Origin of the sequence: Polaribacter sp. L3A8 (genome assembly GCF_009796785.1) — a bacterium.
Taxonomy (GTDB): Bacteria; Bacteroidota; Bacteroidia; order Flavobacteriales; family Flavobacteriaceae; genus Polaribacter.
Genome location: NZ_CP047026.1, coordinates 1,615,810 through 1,633,294 on the forward strand (window position 1 = coordinate 1,615,810; position 17,485 = coordinate 1,633,294).

Sequence of the window (17,485 nt, forward strand, 5' to 3'; positions counted from 1 at the left end):
CCTCCTTATTTTTACCCTAAAACAATGTAATAAAACAATTGTTGCGCCAAATGAATTAAATGTAGCATTACTGTTAAATAAAGGTTAAAGAGCAACAATTGTTTTAAAAGCTGTTTTTTTTGTGTTAAAAAAGATGCTATTGTTCTTCTATATTTGAAGAGTACAGCAATGTTTATGAAGCAAAAATACTCTAAGAAAAAATTATTTTACGAGGTATTATTAGTAATTATTATGTTATTACTACTGGTACTTATCCTTAATAATATATAACGGAATAATTTGGTTTATACATTGTCAATCAAAAAAAATTTAATTAACCAATTAATATGAATGATGATAAAATTTAAAGTCACGATTATTGCATGCCTACTTTTATGTGTGCAGAATGTTTTTTCGCAAAACAAGACAATTACTGGTCAGGTAACAGACTCCCAAGGAAATACTTTACCAGGAGTATCTGTTGTTATTAAAGGAACAACTAAAGGTGCCAATGCAGATTTTGAAGGAAATTACTCATTACCTGATGTATCACCAAACGATGAATTAGTTTTTTCTTACTTAGGTATGAATTCTCAAACAATACTCGTAGGAAACCGAACTAAAATTAATGTAGTTTTACAAGATAATCTAGAGTCTTTAGATGAAATTGTAGTTGTTGGGTATGGTAGTAAGAAAAAAAGCTTGGTTACCGGAGCTATTTCTAGTATAGATTCTAAACAAATTAAAAGCTCTTCTAACCAAAGAGTAGAATCTGTGTTACAAGGTAGAACATCTGGTGTTACCGTATCTTCTTCTTCTGGTTCTCCTGGATCTGGTGCTAAAATAAGAATTCGTGGTGCAGGTTCTAGTGGAAATTCAGAACCTTTATTTATTGTTGATGGTATGAAAGCATCATCTATTGCAGATATTGCTCCTTCTGATATTGCAAATATTGAAATATTAAAAGATGCTGCTTCTGCTGCTATTTATGGTACAGAAGGTGCAAACGGGGTTGTAATTATTACAACAAAAAGAGGAAGAAAAGGAGGCTTACAAGTTGCTTTTAATTCTCAATTTGGTATTCAATCTTTAAAAACAGATATGGAGTTAATGAATGCTTCACAATTTGTAACATATATGAATGAAGCTGGTTTAACAAGTGTGGTTGATAATGGTTATGATACAGATTGGATCGAAGAGACATTTTCTACAGCAGTAATGCACAGAAATGATATTAATTTATCTGGAGCTACAGATCATTTTTCTTATTACACATCTGCCTCTCACTTAGATCAAGATGGTATTGTAGGAGATGGAAGCACCTCTTTTAAAAGATCTACTTTTAGAGTAAACCTAAAAGGTGATGTTGCAAAATGGTTAGAAGTAGGTATTAATTCTACTTATTCTACTTCAGATAAAAGCGGAATTCAAGAAAACAGTGATACTAGAGGTGTAATTCAAAATATGTTAATTATAGATCCTTTAACTCCTGTTACCTATGCAAATGGAAGTGTACCGCAATCGGTTATAGAACGTTCTAACACAAATGGTGTGCCTGTGTTAAAAGATAGAAACGGTAATGTATACGGATACCCAAGTTTTTCTACAGGAGAAGTAATAAACCCTGTTGCGTATGCCAATAACATTAATAGAACAACTGTAGATTCGTATCAATTTTTAACCTCTGCCTATTTAAAGTTTAAACCTTTTGAAGGTTTTTCTTTTACAACAAGATTAGGGTATGATAAAAATCAATTTGATACAAGAAATACTATCAATCCATATTATGTTTCATCAGAAGCAGCAAATACAACATATACAGGTTCTCAAACCATTGTAAAATCTAAAAGATGGTTGTGGGAAAACTTTGCATCTTATGAAAAAGAAATTGGTAACCATAATTTTAAATTATTAGCAGGTTATTCTGCAGAAGAAACAAGAGTTACAACACCAACTTCTAGAAGTGGTTCTGCTTCTATTGCAGACTTTACAGGCTTTGATTTTGATTTACCAGACTTTAACACTCAAATTAACTTAATAGATCCATCACCAGATAATATGGTTTCTATGTTTGGTAGACTTTCTTATGATTATTCTGGAAAATATTTATTTGAAGCTTCTATTAGAAGAGATAAATCAGATAAATTTCCAGCAGCAAATAAGGCGGGTACATTTCCAGCATTTTCTGCAGGTTGGGTAGTTTCTAAAGAAAATTTTTGGAAAGAAAATTCTAAATTAGATTACTTAAAACTAAGAGCAAGTTGGGGACAAAACGGTAGTAGAAATAACTTAAACGGTAACTCAGACAAAACCTATATTACCTCAACAATAAACGGACAAAGTATCGACTATTTAGGAAATACTGGTGCACAAATTACGGGATATTCTAACCTTAACTTAGTTTGGGAAACATCAGAACAATTAGATTTAGGTGTAGATTTAAGAGCATTGGATAACAGATTAACTTTCTCTGCTGATTATTATAAAAAAACAACAAGAGATGCTATTATTAACGACGGTTCTTTAATTACTCCAGGTTCTGCAGGTTTTGTTTCTAATGAGTTTAATGCTGGTACTATAGAAAATAAAGGTTTCGAATTTGAATTAGGTTATGGAGATACAACAGAAAGTGGTCTTAGATATAACATTAATGCAAATCTATCTACGTTACAAAACAAAGTAACAGAAATTTTACTTTTACCAGAAGGCACTTCTCTTACAGGAGCTGGTGCGCCTCAAAATGCAGACGGTATTACAAGGTTTACAGAAGGCCAAGCATCTTGGTATTTTTACGGATATAAAACAGACGGAATTGATACTGCTACTGGAGAAGTTATCATAAAAGATACAGATGGTCTTGCAGGAATTACTTCTGCAGATAAAACAAATATAGGTTCGCCACACCCAGATGTATTATTTGGTGGAAATATAAGTTTAGGTTACAAAGCTTTTGATTTTAACTTACAATTTCAAGGAACTATAGGTAATGACATCATTGCAACGTATCATCAACCATCTAGACCTATTACCAACAAACCAGTTCATTTCTTTAATGAAAGATGGCAAAAAGCAGGAGATGTTGCTACTTTTCCAGGCGCTGCAAGTGTAACAGGTTCTTATGAAACAGATTTAATGGTAGAAGATGGTTCTTTTATGAGAATCAAACAGATTCAGTTTGGGTATACTTTACCAGAAAACTTTACCAGTAAAATACATATCAAAAATTTAAGAATGTATGTTTCTTTAGATGACTTTTTCACCTTTACAGGTTACAAAGGTTTAGATCCAGAAATAGGAAATTTTAACTATAATTCTATAGGTGTAGATAGAGGTTTTTACCCAACAGCTGCTAAAGCAGTATTTGGACTCTCTTTAGATTTTTAATACAAAATATAACATATTATGAAAAAAACATTTTTAACAATTATAGGAATTCTTTTTCTAGGAGTCTTTTCTTGTACCGATGAGTTTACAGAAAACCCTAGAATAAATGTAGAAGAATTAGAAACATACTTTCTTAAAGAAGAAAACGTAGAAACGGCAATTATAGGTATCTATGATTTAATGCAACATAACTATAGTAAAGATTGGAGCAGCGCTTTTTTAGTAAAATTACTTCCGGGAGATGATGCAAATGCTGCTGGTGGAAATGAAAATGACCAAAATCAACTTCAAAACATTGATGATTATGCCAAAGTATCGTCATCTAATGTATCTATAGCAAGTGTTTGGGACTTATATTACAGAACTATTGCACTCTCTAACCTAGTAATTAATAACATTGCTGATAGCAATTTAGGAAACAAAGACAGAGCTTTAGCAGAAGCAAAGTTTATGAGAGCTTGGTGTTATTTTGAGTTAACTACCATGTTTGGTGATGTGCCTTTAAGATTAACAGTACCAGAAAAAGCAGAAGATTTTGGAATAGAAAAATCTTCTAGAGCAGCTATTTATACGCAAATAGAATTAGATTTAACTGCTGCAATTGCTGGTTTACCTGCAAAGGGACAATCTGATAACTTTAGAGCAACATCAGAAACAGCAGAAGCTTTAATGGGTAAAGTGTTGGTTTTTCAAGAAAAATATAGCGACGCTATCCCTTTCTTTAAATCTGTAATAGACAATCCTGCTATAGACTTAGAAGAGAATCCGGAGGATGTTTGGAGTATCAATAAAGAATTCGGAAAAGAATCATTATTCGAAATGGGATACATTTCTACATCTGCCAGAGACTGGGGTAACCTTGCGTGGGGAGGTAGAAACGAAAGTAACTTACACATACAATTAATGGGGCCTAGAGGTGATGGTATTTTTGATGTTACCGGAACAGGACTTATTAACGGATGGGGATTTAACTTACCTACTAGTAAATTAGTAAAAGCTTTTGAAGCTGCAGGAGATTCTAAAAGAAAAGCAGCTACACTAATGACAGAAGCAGAATTAATTGCTGCAGGTGGTTCTGTAGATCCTACAGCAGCAACAGGTGGTGTAATTTGGGATTATGAAGGTGCTATTAGAATTAAATATGGTACTAAATTAGAAGACACAAGTAGTGATGGTGTAAAAGAATTAAATTACGGTACAAACTACAGACTATTTCGTTATGCAGAAGTTTTGCTTTTAGCGGCAGAAGCTTATAATAAAGACGGACAAGATGGTTTGGCTAGAACAGAATTAGATAAAGTTAGAAAAAGAGCTGGTTTAGGTAATATTGATGTTAATTTAACTGGTGATGCTTTATTTGAAGCTATTGTAAATGAAAAATTCTTAGAATTAGCGCATGAAGGACAACGTTTCTGGGATTTAGTTCGTTGGGGTAAAGCTGCAACAGAATTAGCAGGTACAGGGTATAGTGCTACAAACAATCTATTCCCTATTCCAATTACTGAAATAGATAAAAACCCTAAATTATCGCTTACGGACCAAAACCCTGGATATTAAATTTATAGTGTCCCCCATAATGTCCCCCATTTTTTTTAAAGCAGTATGTATACTTATTCCATACTGCTTTATTTATTTTTAAACACTACAACTCTCCATCTAATGTATAAAATTTTCACTTCCATTTTACTTTTTACCATTATTGTGAGTTGCTCCTTAAAAGAAGACAGTAACACCTCTGTTAAATTATTTTCTAAACTTTCTGCAAAGGAAACCCATATTAACTTTAGTAATAATATAGAAGAAACAGATTCTTTAAATTATTTTAACTACTCGTCTATTTACTTAGGTGCTGGTGTTTCTATTGGTGATATAAATAATGATGGTTTGGTAGATTTGTTCTTTACAGGCAACCAAGTAAGCAACAAATTATACTTAAATAAAGGAAACCTTCAGTTTGAAGATATTACAGAAAAAGCAGCTATTTCTGGTGATAAAAGATGGTATACCGGCACCACAATGGCAGACGTAAATAACGATGGATATTTAGATATTTATTGTGCTGTTGCAGGTAAAAACGGCATTAAAAACAATCAACTTTTTATCAACAATAAAAATAATACATTTACAGAAAAAGCAAAAGAATATAACATAGATGACGCTGTAAACTCCATGCAGTCTACCTTTTTTGATTATGATAATGATGGCGACTTAGACCTTTATGTTGCAAATTATCCTATTACACATCAGTCTACCTCTAATATGGTTTATAAAAACAAAATGGACAATGCTACCCTAGCAGAATCAAATAAATTATTTAGAAATGATGGTAATACTTTTACTGATGTTACAGAGCAATCGGGTGTAAAAAATTATAGTTTGTCTTTAGGTATTTCTGCAGCAGATATTAATAATGATGGTTGGCAAGACATCTATGTGTCTAATGATTATAGTACTCCAGATTTTTTTTACATCAATAATAAGGATGGAACTTTTAAAGAAATTGTAAAAGAAGCTACTTCTCAAACTTCTTTTTACGGAATGGGAATTGATGTTTCTGATATTAATAATGATGGTTTTTTAGACCTTTTTCAGGTTGATATGGAGTCTAATAATAACCGTCGTCAGAAAGCAAATATGGCAAGCATGAATCCTAAATTGTTTTTCGAAACCCTTTTATATGGTTTTCATTATCAATATATGCACAATTGTTTGCAATTAAATTCGGGTTTAATAAGAGATGGAATTCCTGAGTTTTCAAATATTTCTAGATTGGCAGGCGTTTCTTCTACAGATTGGAGTTGGGGTCCTTTATTTGCTGATTTTGATAATGACGGATTTAAAGATTTATATATCACCAACGGAACGAGGCGAGAAGTTAACAACAAAGATTTTTTTAAGAAAATAGGGCATAAAGAATATGATAAATATTCTTTATTAGAAAAAAACAAAATGATTCCGAGTGAGAAAATTAACAACTTTGCTCTTAAAAACTCAGGAAATCTAAATTTTGAAAACGTTGCCAAAAAATGGGGATTAGAGAACAAAGGTTTTTCTAATGGAGCCGCTTATGCGGATTTAGATAATGATGGCGATTTAGAAATAATTGTAAATAATATAGATGAAGAAGCTACTATTTTTAAGAACAATAGTTCGGATAATACTAACTATTTAAAAATAAAACTGAATGGTGCTTCTAAAAATAAATTCGGATTAGGAACCAGAGTTTATGCTTTTACTGCGGATAAAAAACAAATGCAAGAATTAACGCTAACAAGAGGATATCAATCTTCTGTAGCACCAGAAATTCATTTCGGATTGCATAAAACAGCAATAGTAGACAGTTTAAAAATCATCTGGCAAGATGGAAATCATCAAACTTTAAAAGATGTAAAAGCAAATCAATTATTAACAATTAAATATACTGATGCAAAGCCAAACCTCAACAAGAAGGTTATCAACAAAAAACAAAGGTTGTTTACAGCAGTAGATAATTTACTACAACCAAGACACCTAGAAAACGAGCTTAACGATTTTGACAAACAAGTTTTACTGCCTCACAAAATGTCTACTTTAGGCCCTGCTTTAGCAGTTGCAGATGTTAATAATGATGGTTTAGATGATTATTTTATTGGCGGTTCTTTTGGCAATGCTTCACAATTATATATTCAAAATAAAGGTGATTTTATAAAGGCCGAAATTCCATCCATAGAAAAAGACAAACTTTCTGAAGATTTAGGCGCTCTATTTTTTGATGCAGATTCTGACGGAGATAAAGATTTGTATGTAGTTAGTGGTGGTTATGAGTATGCTCAAAACTCATCAATGTTACAAGATAGGTTGTATGTAAATGATGGTAAAGGCAATTTCGTAAAGGCTCTAAATAGTTTACCAAAGTTGAATAATAGCGGATCTAAAGCCTATCAATTAGATTATAATAAAGATGGAAAACAAGATATTTTAGTTCTTGGTAGACAAATACCTGGTAAGTATCCTTTACCCACAACAAGTTATTTACTTAAAAATAATTCTACTGATTCAGACATAAAGTTTAAAAACACCTCTACTACTCTTTTTACCAATTTAGGAATGGCTACAAGTGCTGTTATTACTGATTTTAATAATGATTCTTGGCAAGACATTATTATTGTTGGCGAATGGATGAACATAAGAGTTTTCAAAAATAACAAAGGAACTTTTACAGAAGTTTCTGAAGAAATGGGACTAACAAAAGATACTACTGGTTGGTGGTGGAGTATTAATCAAGGTGATTTTGATAATGATGGAGATACCGATTATATTCTTGGAAACAATGGTCTAAACTACAAATACAAAGCCACCCAAAATGAGACTTTTGATATTTTTGTAAATGACTTTGATAAAAATAATACAGATGATATTGTTTTAAGTTATTATAATGAGGGGAAACAATATCCACTTCGTGGAAGGCAATGCTCGTCACAACAAATACCAGGAATAAAAAATAAGTTCAAAAATTATGATGAATTTTCTCAAGCTACTTTGGTAGATGTTTATGGAAAAAAGAATTTAGAAAATGCATTACATTATCAAGTAAAATCTTTTGCGAGTATCTATTTAGAAAACAAAGGTGATACTTTTGTTGTGCACAAATTACCTGTAGAAGCTCAGTTTTCTAGCATTCAAAAAATACTGATTAATGATTACGATCATGATGGAAATTTAGACGCACTTATTGCTGGAAACCTACACAATTCGGAAGTAGAAACACCAAGAAACGATGCTAGTTATGGTTTGTTTTTAAAAGGAAAAGGTAATGGAACTTTTGTACCAGTTTCCGTCTTAGAAAGTGGTTTTTATACTTCTGGTGATGTTAAAGAAATGTCTGAAATAACAATAAATAATGAACGTTACATTATAATTGGTAAAAATAATGATGTGATACAGTATCTAAAACTTAATAAATAGTAACCATAATTTCTACTCTAATTGGAATGAAGTAAAAAGAAATTGGATACTAATTTCATATAAATTAAAACAGGGTTTAGAGGTCAGTATTTAAATTCATATCTTTAAAAACAACAAATACAGTAATATTATGAATATATTTAAAGGACAAAACCTTCTAGAGTTTGCTGATCGGTTTAAAACGGATGAAGATTGCAAGAAATACTTGGCAGATATTAAGTGGAAAGATGGATTTCAATGTGTTAAATGTGGTCATAAAAAGGCTCAAATAAGAAAAGATTTTTCACGGACATGTAATATTTGCTCTCATCAAGAATCATCTACATCAAACACACTTTTTCATAAAGTAAAGTTTGGTGTTAGAAAAGCTTTCTTTATTGTTTTTGAAATGAGTACGAGTACTAAAAGCCTTTCTGCTAGTTATGTTGCAGTTCGTTTTAGTGTAACAGAAAAGACTGCACGTTTATTTATGCTCAAAATTAGAGAAGCTATGGAAAGTAGTGGAAATAGTCCTATGACCGGTATTGTTCATGTGGATGAATTTGTTTTGGGTGGACGAGAAAAAGATAAAGTAGGAAGAAGTTATAATGCTAAGAAAAGAAAGCTATAACTGCTGTTGAACTAACTGAAGATGGAAAAGTTAAAAGAATGTATGCCATGAGAATCGAAGATTTTTCAGCTAGTTCTTTGCAATATATTTTTGTGAATCATATCAGTCGAGAAGCTAAAGTGATAACCGACAAATGGAGAGGTTACAGACCTATTGCGAAAGCTTATAATATTACTCAAATAGAAAGTAATGGAGGTATGAATTTTAAAGCACTTCATACAATGATTCATCAAGTGAAATCTTGGATAAGAACAACGTATTCTTGGGTAAGTGACTTTAATCTAAATAGATATTTTAATGAATTTTGTTTTAGAATTAATCGATCACAAAGTAAAGCAACAATATTCAATAACTTAATAACAAAAATGGTTCAAAAGGATAAAGTAGAGCAGCACAAAATTATATGTAACTAACTACTGACCTCTAACAGGGTTAAATCATAATAGATTTAACCCTGTTTTGTTTATTTATAAATTGAAGTAAATTACTTTTTCAATTCAAAAGAGGTTTTTAAACCTTGTGCAGCATTAGGTCCAATCCAAAGATTAAACTTCCCTTCTTCTGCAGCATTTACCAGTTTATGATTTACAAACTCTAAATCTTTAGAAGAAATTTTAAAAGAAATCTCTTTGGTTTCTCCACTTTTTAAGAATACGTGTTTAAACCTTTTTAATTCTTTTACAGGCCTTGTAATACTACCCACAATATCTTGTACATATAATTGCGCAATTTCTTTACCATCCTTTTTACCTGTGTTGGTAATAGATACTTTAACTTCTAAATCTTCATTAAAATTAATAACATCTTTAGAAATAGAAATATTTTTATATTTAAAGGTAGTGTAAGACAAACCATATCCAAAAGGAAAATGAGGCGTAAAACCAACATCCAAATAATGAGATTTATTTCCTAAAGAACTTTGCCACGCAGCAACAGGAATTTTATCTATAGGTATATAATTAGTACTATCTGCAGGTCTACCTGTATTTTTATGATTGTAGAAATAGGGTAACTGTCCTGCTGTTTTTGGCCAAGAAACAGGTAATCTTCCTTCTGGAGATTTTATACCATTTATAATTTCATACAAAGCCTCACCTCCCATTGTTCCGGGATGCCATGCCATTAAAACCGCGTCCATTTTATCAATAAGGTTTGTAATTGTTATTGGTCTACCTGCCATAATAATTAACACAATTGGCTTTCCTGTTTTTGCCAATTCGTTAATTAATTCTTCTTGTGCTCCGGGTAAATTAATATTTGCTCTACTATGCGCTTCTCCAGATAAGATAGCTTCTTCACCACCAAAGAATAAAATAACATCAGATTTTTTTGCAATATCAATTGCTTCTTTAAATCCTTTTTTAGTTTTATCTCTACTATAATCCAATCCTTTTGCAAACAGAAAATTTGTGTTTGTTTTTTTATACGCATCTAAAGGCGTATTGGTATGTTCTTTTTCTCCATCAAAAGACCAAGTACCCAATTGTTCGTGTGGCGCATTTGCCAAAGGACCAATAATAGCTACGTTTGTTTTTTCTGATATTGGTAAAATAGAATTCTTATTTTTTAATAATACCGTACTTTCAATTGCTGCTTTTTTTGCTTCTGCTAGATGACTTTCGGCATAAAAGTTACCTGTATGTTCTTTATTTCTATATGGAGTATCAAAAAGACCTAATCTAAATTTAACACGTAAAATATTACGAACAAACTCATTTAATTCTTCTATGCTTACCTTATTTTCTTTGATTAATTCTTTTAAATGATGCTCATAAGCCTCACTACTCATTTCCATATCTAATCCCGCTTTTGCGGCTAATTCTGCAGCGTGTTTATCATCTCTTGCAAAACCATGATACACCATTTCTATTACAGAATCCCAATCACTTACCACAAAACCATCAAACTGTAATTCTCCTCTTAAAACATCCTTTAATAGAAATTTATTACCAGTTGCTGGTATTCCATTTATCTCATTAAAAGCACTCATAACTGTTGCAGCACCAGCATCTACAGCTGCTTTAAATGGTGGTAAATAAACATTTCTTAAAAGCGGTTCATTTAAATTTACGGTATTGTAATCTCTACCGCCAATTGCTGCACCATAACCAATATAATGTTTTGCAGATGCTGCTATTCTATATGGATTACTTAAATCATCACCCTGAAAACCTTTTACGTAAGCGGCTCCTAAAACAGCTGATAAATAAGGATCTTCTCCTGGAGACTCTGCTATTCTTCCCCAACGGCTATCTCTAGCAATATCTAACATGGGTGCAAACGTCCATCTTATTCCTGCACCCGAAGCTTCAAAAGCAGCAATTTCAGAAGATTTTTCTACCATTTCTGCATCCCAAGTTGCTGCTAAACCTAAAGGAATAGGAAACAACGTTTTAAAACCATGAATTACATCTCTACCAAAAATTAACGGAATTCCATTTGGGCTTTCCTCTACCGCAATTCTTTGTAATTCATCTACATATTCTAAATTCATGATATTTAAGAAAGCACCAACATTTCCTCTTCTCACAGACTCTTTTAAATCTGTAGGTAAAGATTTTGCACTACTAGAAACGCCTCTTAAATTGGTTTGTCCAATTTTTTCTTCGAGAGTCATTTTAGAAATGATTGCAGCTATTTTTGCTTCATGAGTGGTGTCTTTTACAAAAGAAACTTTGTTTTCTTTACAACCTATAATTATTGATAGCAATAGTAATGAAAGGACTAATTTTCTCATAATATTTTTTATTTGGTTGGTTTTTTTTCGATATAAAAATTACTTTTTACTCCTTTAACACCTGGTTTTACTTTAAAAACAGATCCCGCCAAAGGGTATTTCTCTATTTCTTTTGCAGTCATATCTACGCTTGCAGAAGTAATATAAAGGATGTCTAAATTTTCTCCTCCAAATGCACAGGAAGTAATATTGTGTGCCGGAACTTCTATTTTAGAAACTACTTTACCTGTTTTAGGATTGAATCTAATTACTGCATTACCATTCCACATACCTACCCAAAGCATATTTTCTTCATCAATTGTCATTCCATCAGGAAAACCTAAAGAAGTCGGAATTTCAACTGCTATTTTTCCGTTTGATATTTCTCCAGTTTCATTATTATAATCAAAAGATTTTATGGTTGATGTTGGCGTATCAATATAATACATTGTCTTTTTATCTGAAGTCCAAACAATTCCGTTAGAAATGGTTACACTATCAATTTTCCTTTGTAAAATATTTTCTGATGTAATGGTGTATAAATTGGCTTTTGCTGTTTCTTGTTCTAAATGCATAGAACCTACCCAGAACCTCCCTGCTGGGTCACATTTTCCGTCATTTAATCTACTGCCTGGTAATTCACTTTTCATGTCTGTAAACAAAGCACTTTCTCCGGTTTGTAAATTCATTTTATGAACCCCATCTTCTAAAGCCACCATTGCTTCTTTTTCTGTAAAAGGCACTACGGTACCAATTCTAGATGTTGTATTTAACACTTTATTTGTCTTAGAAACCGGATTGTAAATGTTTAATTTTTTTCCTTCTATATCTACCCAATATAATTCTTGCGTTTTATAATTCCAGATAGCACCTTCACCCAAAGTTGCTTTTACTTGATACTCTAAGATAGCTATTTTTTGAGGTTCTTTTACCTTTCCTTCTTTCTTTTTAATTTTAGAATTACAAGAAAACATTGCTAATAAAATGGCGAAAAGCGATACTTTTTTAAACATACTTTATTTTTTATTTTTAAGTTTACAAAATAGCCAAGGTACTCATTCTAGTTCTTTAAAAGCTTTCTTTAAAATAATCTCATGGCCTAAATTGTATGCTATTTATTTTAAATAATTTAGAGATTTTTACCTGTTTTTATCTCTAAATAAAATCTAAATCAAGACTCTTTTTTAACTTAAAAAAGCAGTATAAAATAATTTTATACTGCTTTTCACACTTACCTAACTCAAATTAAAACAAACTAAATTTTATCTTTTTTACAATATTGTTAGATGCATTTCCTACATACAAATAATACGTACCGTCTTCTAAAGACCAATTTGAAATTTCCGTATTATAATAAGCTAATGTTGCTGCATCAATAAAAATTGTAACTGTTTTTTCCGCTCCTTTTTCTAAATTTACTTTTGTAAATCCTTTTAATTCTTTTAAAGCTCTTTTTACTTTAGATTTATGCTTACCTACATATGCTTGTACCACTTCTGATCCTTCTCTATCGCCTGTATTAGCAACATTAAAAGTTACTTTTATTTGATCATTTTTAGTATATTTTTCTTGATCTAACTTTATATCAGAAATTTTAAAATCGGTATAAGACATTCCATAACCAAAAGCATATTGAGGTTTAATTTTTCGAGTATCAAACCATCTATATCCAACTAAAATATCTTCTGTATATTCTTGATTAACTCCATCTCCTGGGTACGAAATTTCTCCAAATGCATGTGCTGCATTGTCATTTAATTCTTTAGGAAAAGAAAAAGGAAGTTTCCCCGAAGGGTTTACATCTCCACTAACAATATCTGCAATGGCATAACCTGCCATACTACCTAAATACCAAGTTTGTATTATTCCTTTGGTTTTAGCTATCCAGGGCATTTTTACGGCATTTCCTGTAACTAATAAAAATCCTATGTTTTTATTGACTTCACTAATTCCATTAATTAATTTTTCTTGTCCGTAAGGTAAATCATAAACCTCTCTATCATCTCCTTCGCTATCTTGGTGGTGACTTTTATTTAATCCTCCTATAAAAAGAACAATGTCTGCTTTTTTAGCAACTTCAATTGCTTTTACAAACAAAGAATCTTGATTTAAAGTTGCAGGCAAAATTTCATCATACACAGAAGCCCCTGTTTCATATCCCATTGTATGAATAATGGTTGCATTTTTATATCTTTCTTTAATCCCTTGTAAAGGAGAAATTTCGAAAAGAGGTTTTAGTTGAGATGATCCTCCACCTTGCGTCATATCTCTTGTTGCATTTTCACCAATTACTGCAATGGTTAATCCTTTTTTATCCTGAATAGGGAAAAAATTATCTTCATTTTTTAATAACACAATTCCTTCTGTGGCCACTTTTCTAGCAACATTATGATGTTCTTTATTATTCATTTTTCCTAAACCTCTATTTGGGTTTAAGTTTGTATGATAGATTAATCTTAAAATTCTACGTACTTTATCATCTACCAAATCTTCACTTAATTCACCATTTTTAATTGCTTTTAAAAACGGATTTGCTAAATAATAATGTTGATAATGGTTATTTGTAGTTGTACCTAAACCATCTGTTCCTGTACCCATTTCCATATCTACACCATACAAAGCAGCTTCTTCTGTAGTGTGTACAGAACTCCAATCGCTAATTACAACGCCATCAAAACCCCAATCTGTTTTTAAAATTTTATGTAGAATTTTATTATGTGTTGCATACTGACCTCTAAATTTATTATAAGCGCCCATTAATGCCCAAACATTTGCTTTTTGTACAGCTGCTTTAAATGCTGGTAAATAAATTTCATGCAATGCCCTGTCACTTACTTCTACATTAATTTTATCTCGCCAATGTTCTTGATTATTTAAGGCAAAATGTTTTACACAAGCAGCCACTCCATTTTCTTGAACACCTTTTATATAAGGTACAACCATAGTAGAGGCTAAAAAAGGATCTTCGCCTAAATACTCAAAATTTCTACCGTTCATGGGGCTTCTATAGATGTTTACACCGGGTCCAAGAAGTACATCCTTTTTTCTATACCTAGCTTCTTCTCCTAAACTAAAACCATATTCCCCTGCCAATTCTGGATTAAAACTTGCCGCTAAACAAGTTAATGCCGGAAAAGCGGTGATAGCATCGTTTGTCCAACCTGCATTTCCCCAAGCATCCCAACTAATTTCTTCTCTAACTCCATGCGGGCCATCAGACATCCAAACTTCTGGAATCCCTAATCTAGCAACACCTTTTGTGCTAAATTTAGATTGTGCATGCGTCATTGCTACCTTTTCTTCTAAAGTTAAAACAGCAATTATGCTATCTATTTTAGCTTCTATAAATGTTGCAGATACTTGGTTTTTCTCTAATTGAATTTGAGGAATCTTATTTTGTGCTTTCGTATATGAAATCTGTAAGCACAAAACAAAAACGAGTAAGGGGATATTTTTTTTCAACGCTAATCTCATAATTAAAGTTTATTATTTATTGTTTACTATTTTTTATAAAACTACTATTTAACTAAATATATGAATAAAACTATTTGAACTAAGATTAAAACATTTGTTGCAATTCTGCTCTTAATACCCCATTTTACTAGACAATAACACATTTGAGTTATTTGATGCTTTAGATTTTGCATTAAAATAATTTTGTGCTCTAGAGTTTTATAATACTTTAGTGCTATTGAAATTTTATTTTAATTTTTAATAAATAATAAAAGCTTGAGACCTATCATTAAAACCATATTTTTTTTATGCATAACGCTATGTTTAAGTTGTAATAAAAAAGGAGAAAAAGCACCCCAAAACGAATTGGCTAACGAAACGAGTCCTTATTTATTACAACATGCAAATAACCCTGTTAATTGGAAAGCGTGGAACGATAAAACATTACAACTTGCTAAAAAAGAGCATAAGTTAATTGTTATTTCTATTGGTTATTCTGCTTGCCACTGGTGTCATGTTATGGAAGAAGAAAGTTTCGAAAACGATTCTATTGCCAAAATAATGAACGATAATTTTATTAGTATTAAGGTTGATAGAGAAGAAAGACCAGATATTGATAACGTATATATGAATGCGGTACAATTAATGACTGGTAGCGGTGGTTGGCCACTTAACTGTATTGCGTTACCCGATGGAAGGCCCATTTTTGGAGGCACCTATTTTACAAAAGAACAATGGAAAAAAGTGTTGTTAGACATCTCTAAACTTTATAAAGAAAATCCAGAAAAAGCAATAGATTTTGCAACAAAACTAACAGAAGGTATTCAGAAATCTGAATTAATTACCATTAGAAAAGACAAGGCAGATTTTAAGGATACAGATATAAAAAATGCCGTTACAAATTGGCAACAAAACTTAGACACTATTTATGGTGGGTCTAAAAGAGATCTAAAATTTCCGATGCCAAATTCTTTGGAGTTTTTAATGAGATATGGTCATCAATTTAATAATCTTAAAATAAATAACCATATAAAAACTACCTTAACAAAAATGGCTTTTGGTGGAATTTACGATCAAATAAATGGAGGTTTTTCTAGATATGCTACTGATAAAAAATGGCACATTCCTCATTTTGAAAAAATGCTTTATGACAATGCACAACTTGTTAGTTTGTATGCAAAAGCGTATCAAAAAGATAAAAAGGATTTGTATAAAAAAATAATAGAAGAAACCTTAAATTTTGTAGCACAAGAAGTAACAGACAAAAATGGCACTTTCTTTTCTTCTTTAGATGCGGATAGTAAAAACACACAAAACCAATTAGAAGAAGGCGCTTATTATTATTTTACAAAACAAGAATTGCAAGGTTTAATTACTGATGATTACGCTTTGTTTGAAGAGTATTATAATATAAATGATTTTGGCCTATGGGAAAAAGACCGATATGTTTTAATAAGAAATTCTACGGACGCTGCTTTTGCCAATAAACATAAAATAAATACTGATGCCCTTTCATCAACTATAAAAAACTGGAAAGAGATTCTTAAAAAAGCGAGAAAAGAAAAAGCGAAGCCGAATTTAGATGATAAGGTTTTAACTTCTTGGAACGCCTTAATGATAAAGGGATATACCGATGCTTATACGGCTTTAAAAAATGAAGCATATTTAAAAACAGCTCTTAAAAACGCCAATTTTATTTTAAATAACCAATTACAAAAAGACGGAACTCTTTATAGAAATTACAAAAACGGTAAAAGTACTATTAATGCCTATTCCGAAGATTACGCTACTTTAATAGATGCTTTTATTAATTTGTATGAAGTTACTCTTGATGAAAAATGGTTGCAAGAGTCTAGAAAATTAATAGATTTTACTTTAGATAATTATTTTAATAAAGAAAACAATACGTTTTACTTTACGTCTAATAAAGATGAAAAATTGATATCACGAAAAGTAATCGTTGATGATAATGTAATTGCGTCTCCTAATTCTATTTTAGCAAATTGTTTGTTTAAATTAAGCCTTTATTATTCGGATACTAATTATAACAAAATAGCAAATAAAATGCTTCATAATATGCAAGAAGACGTTTTAATGAATCCTTCTAGTTATAGCAATTGGTTAAATTTAATGACCAATTATACAAAACCTTTTTATGAAGTAGCCATTGTTGGGCAAAAAGCAACGCTTCTTAAAAATGAATTACAAGAGCATTACATTCCTAATATCATTGTTGCAGGTGCTATTAAAGAGAACAACGCTATTCCTTTATTAAAGGATAAGTTTGTTACAGATGAAACCTTTATTTACGTCTGTAATTTTGGAACTTGTAAATTACCGCAAAAAGAAATGATAAAAGCAATTGCATTAATAGAAAAATAAAGCACAAAAAAAACATC

7 protein-coding genes and 1 pseudogene are annotated in these 17,485 nt (G+C 31.2%); 5 read left to right on the forward strand and 3 right to left on the reverse strand.

The features are described 5' to 3' along the window. Positions 1-330: 330 nt before the first annotated feature. The 4 genes and pseudogenes from GQR92_RS06520 (at position 331) to GQR92_RS06535 (ending at position 9,330) form a co-directional block, all read left to right on the forward strand. A complete protein-coding gene (locus GQR92_RS06520) occupies positions 331-3,363 on the forward strand; it encodes a SusC/RagA family TonB-linked outer membrane protein (protein ID WP_158838340.1) in 3,033 nt (1,010 codons plus the stop codon). 18 nt (positions 3,364-3,381) lie between these two features. Continuing rightward, positions 3,382-4,920 carry a RagB/SusD family nutrient uptake outer membrane protein gene (locus GQR92_RS06525; RefSeq protein WP_158838341.1) on the forward strand — a complete coding sequence of 513 codons (1,539 nt, stop codon included), beginning with the start codon at positions 3,382-3,384 and terminating at the stop codon, positions 4,918-4,920. Between the two features lie 102 nt (positions 4,921-5,022). After that, complete coding sequence (locus tag GQR92_RS06530; RefSeq protein ID WP_158838342.1) at positions 5,023-8,307, forward strand: VCBS repeat-containing protein; 3,285 nt, start codon at positions 5,023-5,025, stop codon at positions 8,305-8,307. Positions 8,308-8,437: 130 nt separating this feature from the next. Further along, positions 8,438-9,330 (forward strand): annotated as a pseudogene (locus tag GQR92_RS06535) (IS1595 family transposase). A 71-nt stretch (positions 9,331-9,401) separates the two neighbouring features. Here the strand turns inward: GQR92_RS06535 and GQR92_RS06540 are convergent. From GQR92_RS06540 to GQR92_RS06550, 3 genes are all read right to left on the reverse strand, one after another. Then, entirely contained in the window at positions 9,402-11,654 is a 2,253-nt protein-coding gene (locus GQR92_RS06540; protein WP_158838343.1) for a glycoside hydrolase family 3 N-terminal domain-containing protein, read from the reverse strand. 8 nt (positions 11,655-11,662) lie between these two features. After that, positions 11,663-12,646: an SMP-30/gluconolactonase/LRE family protein gene (locus GQR92_RS06545; RefSeq protein WP_158838344.1), complete on the reverse strand. Its 984-nt coding sequence runs from the start codon at positions 12,644-12,646 to the stop codon at positions 11,663-11,665. A 232-nt stretch (positions 12,647-12,878) separates the two neighbouring features. Then, positions 12,879-15,107, reverse strand: coding sequence for a beta-glucosidase (locus tag GQR92_RS06550; RefSeq protein ID WP_158838345.1), 2,229 nt, complete (start codon positions 15,105-15,107; stop codon positions 12,879-12,881). A gap of 345 nt (positions 15,108-15,452) precedes the next feature. On the opposite strand from GQR92_RS06550, the gene GQR92_RS06555 reads away from it, so the two are divergent. Continuing rightward, positions 15,453-17,468 carry a thioredoxin domain-containing protein gene (locus GQR92_RS06555; RefSeq protein WP_233270042.1) on the forward strand — a complete coding sequence of 672 codons (2,016 nt, stop codon included), beginning with the start codon at positions 15,453-15,455 and terminating at the stop codon, positions 17,466-17,468. The last annotated feature ends 17 nt before the right edge of the window (positions 17,469-17,485 follow it).

Excerpts from the sequence above, each read along its gene's own strand:
- GQR92_RS06525 (WP_158838341.1), top strand. The coding sequence starts at position 3,382 with ATGAAAAAAACATTTTTAACAATTATAGGAATTCTTTTTCTAGGAGTC.
- GQR92_RS06545 (WP_158838344.1), bottom strand. The coding sequence starts at position 12,646 with ATGTTTAAAAAAGTATCGCTTTTCGCCATTTTATTAGCAATGTTTTCT.
- GQR92_RS06540 (WP_158838343.1), bottom strand. The coding sequence starts at position 11,654 with ATGAGAAAATTAGTCCTTTCATTACTATTGCTATCAATAATTATAGGT.
- GQR92_RS06520 (WP_158838340.1), top strand. The coding sequence starts at position 331 with ATGATGATAAAATTTAAAGTCACGATTATTGCATGCCTACTTTTATGT.
- GQR92_RS06550 (WP_158838345.1), bottom strand. The coding sequence starts at position 15,107 with ATGAGATTAGCGTTGAAAAAAAATATCCCCTTACTCGTTTTTGTTTTG.
- GQR92_RS06530 (WP_158838342.1), top strand. The coding sequence starts at position 5,023 with ATGTATAAAATTTTCACTTCCATTTTACTTTTTACCATTATTGTGAGT.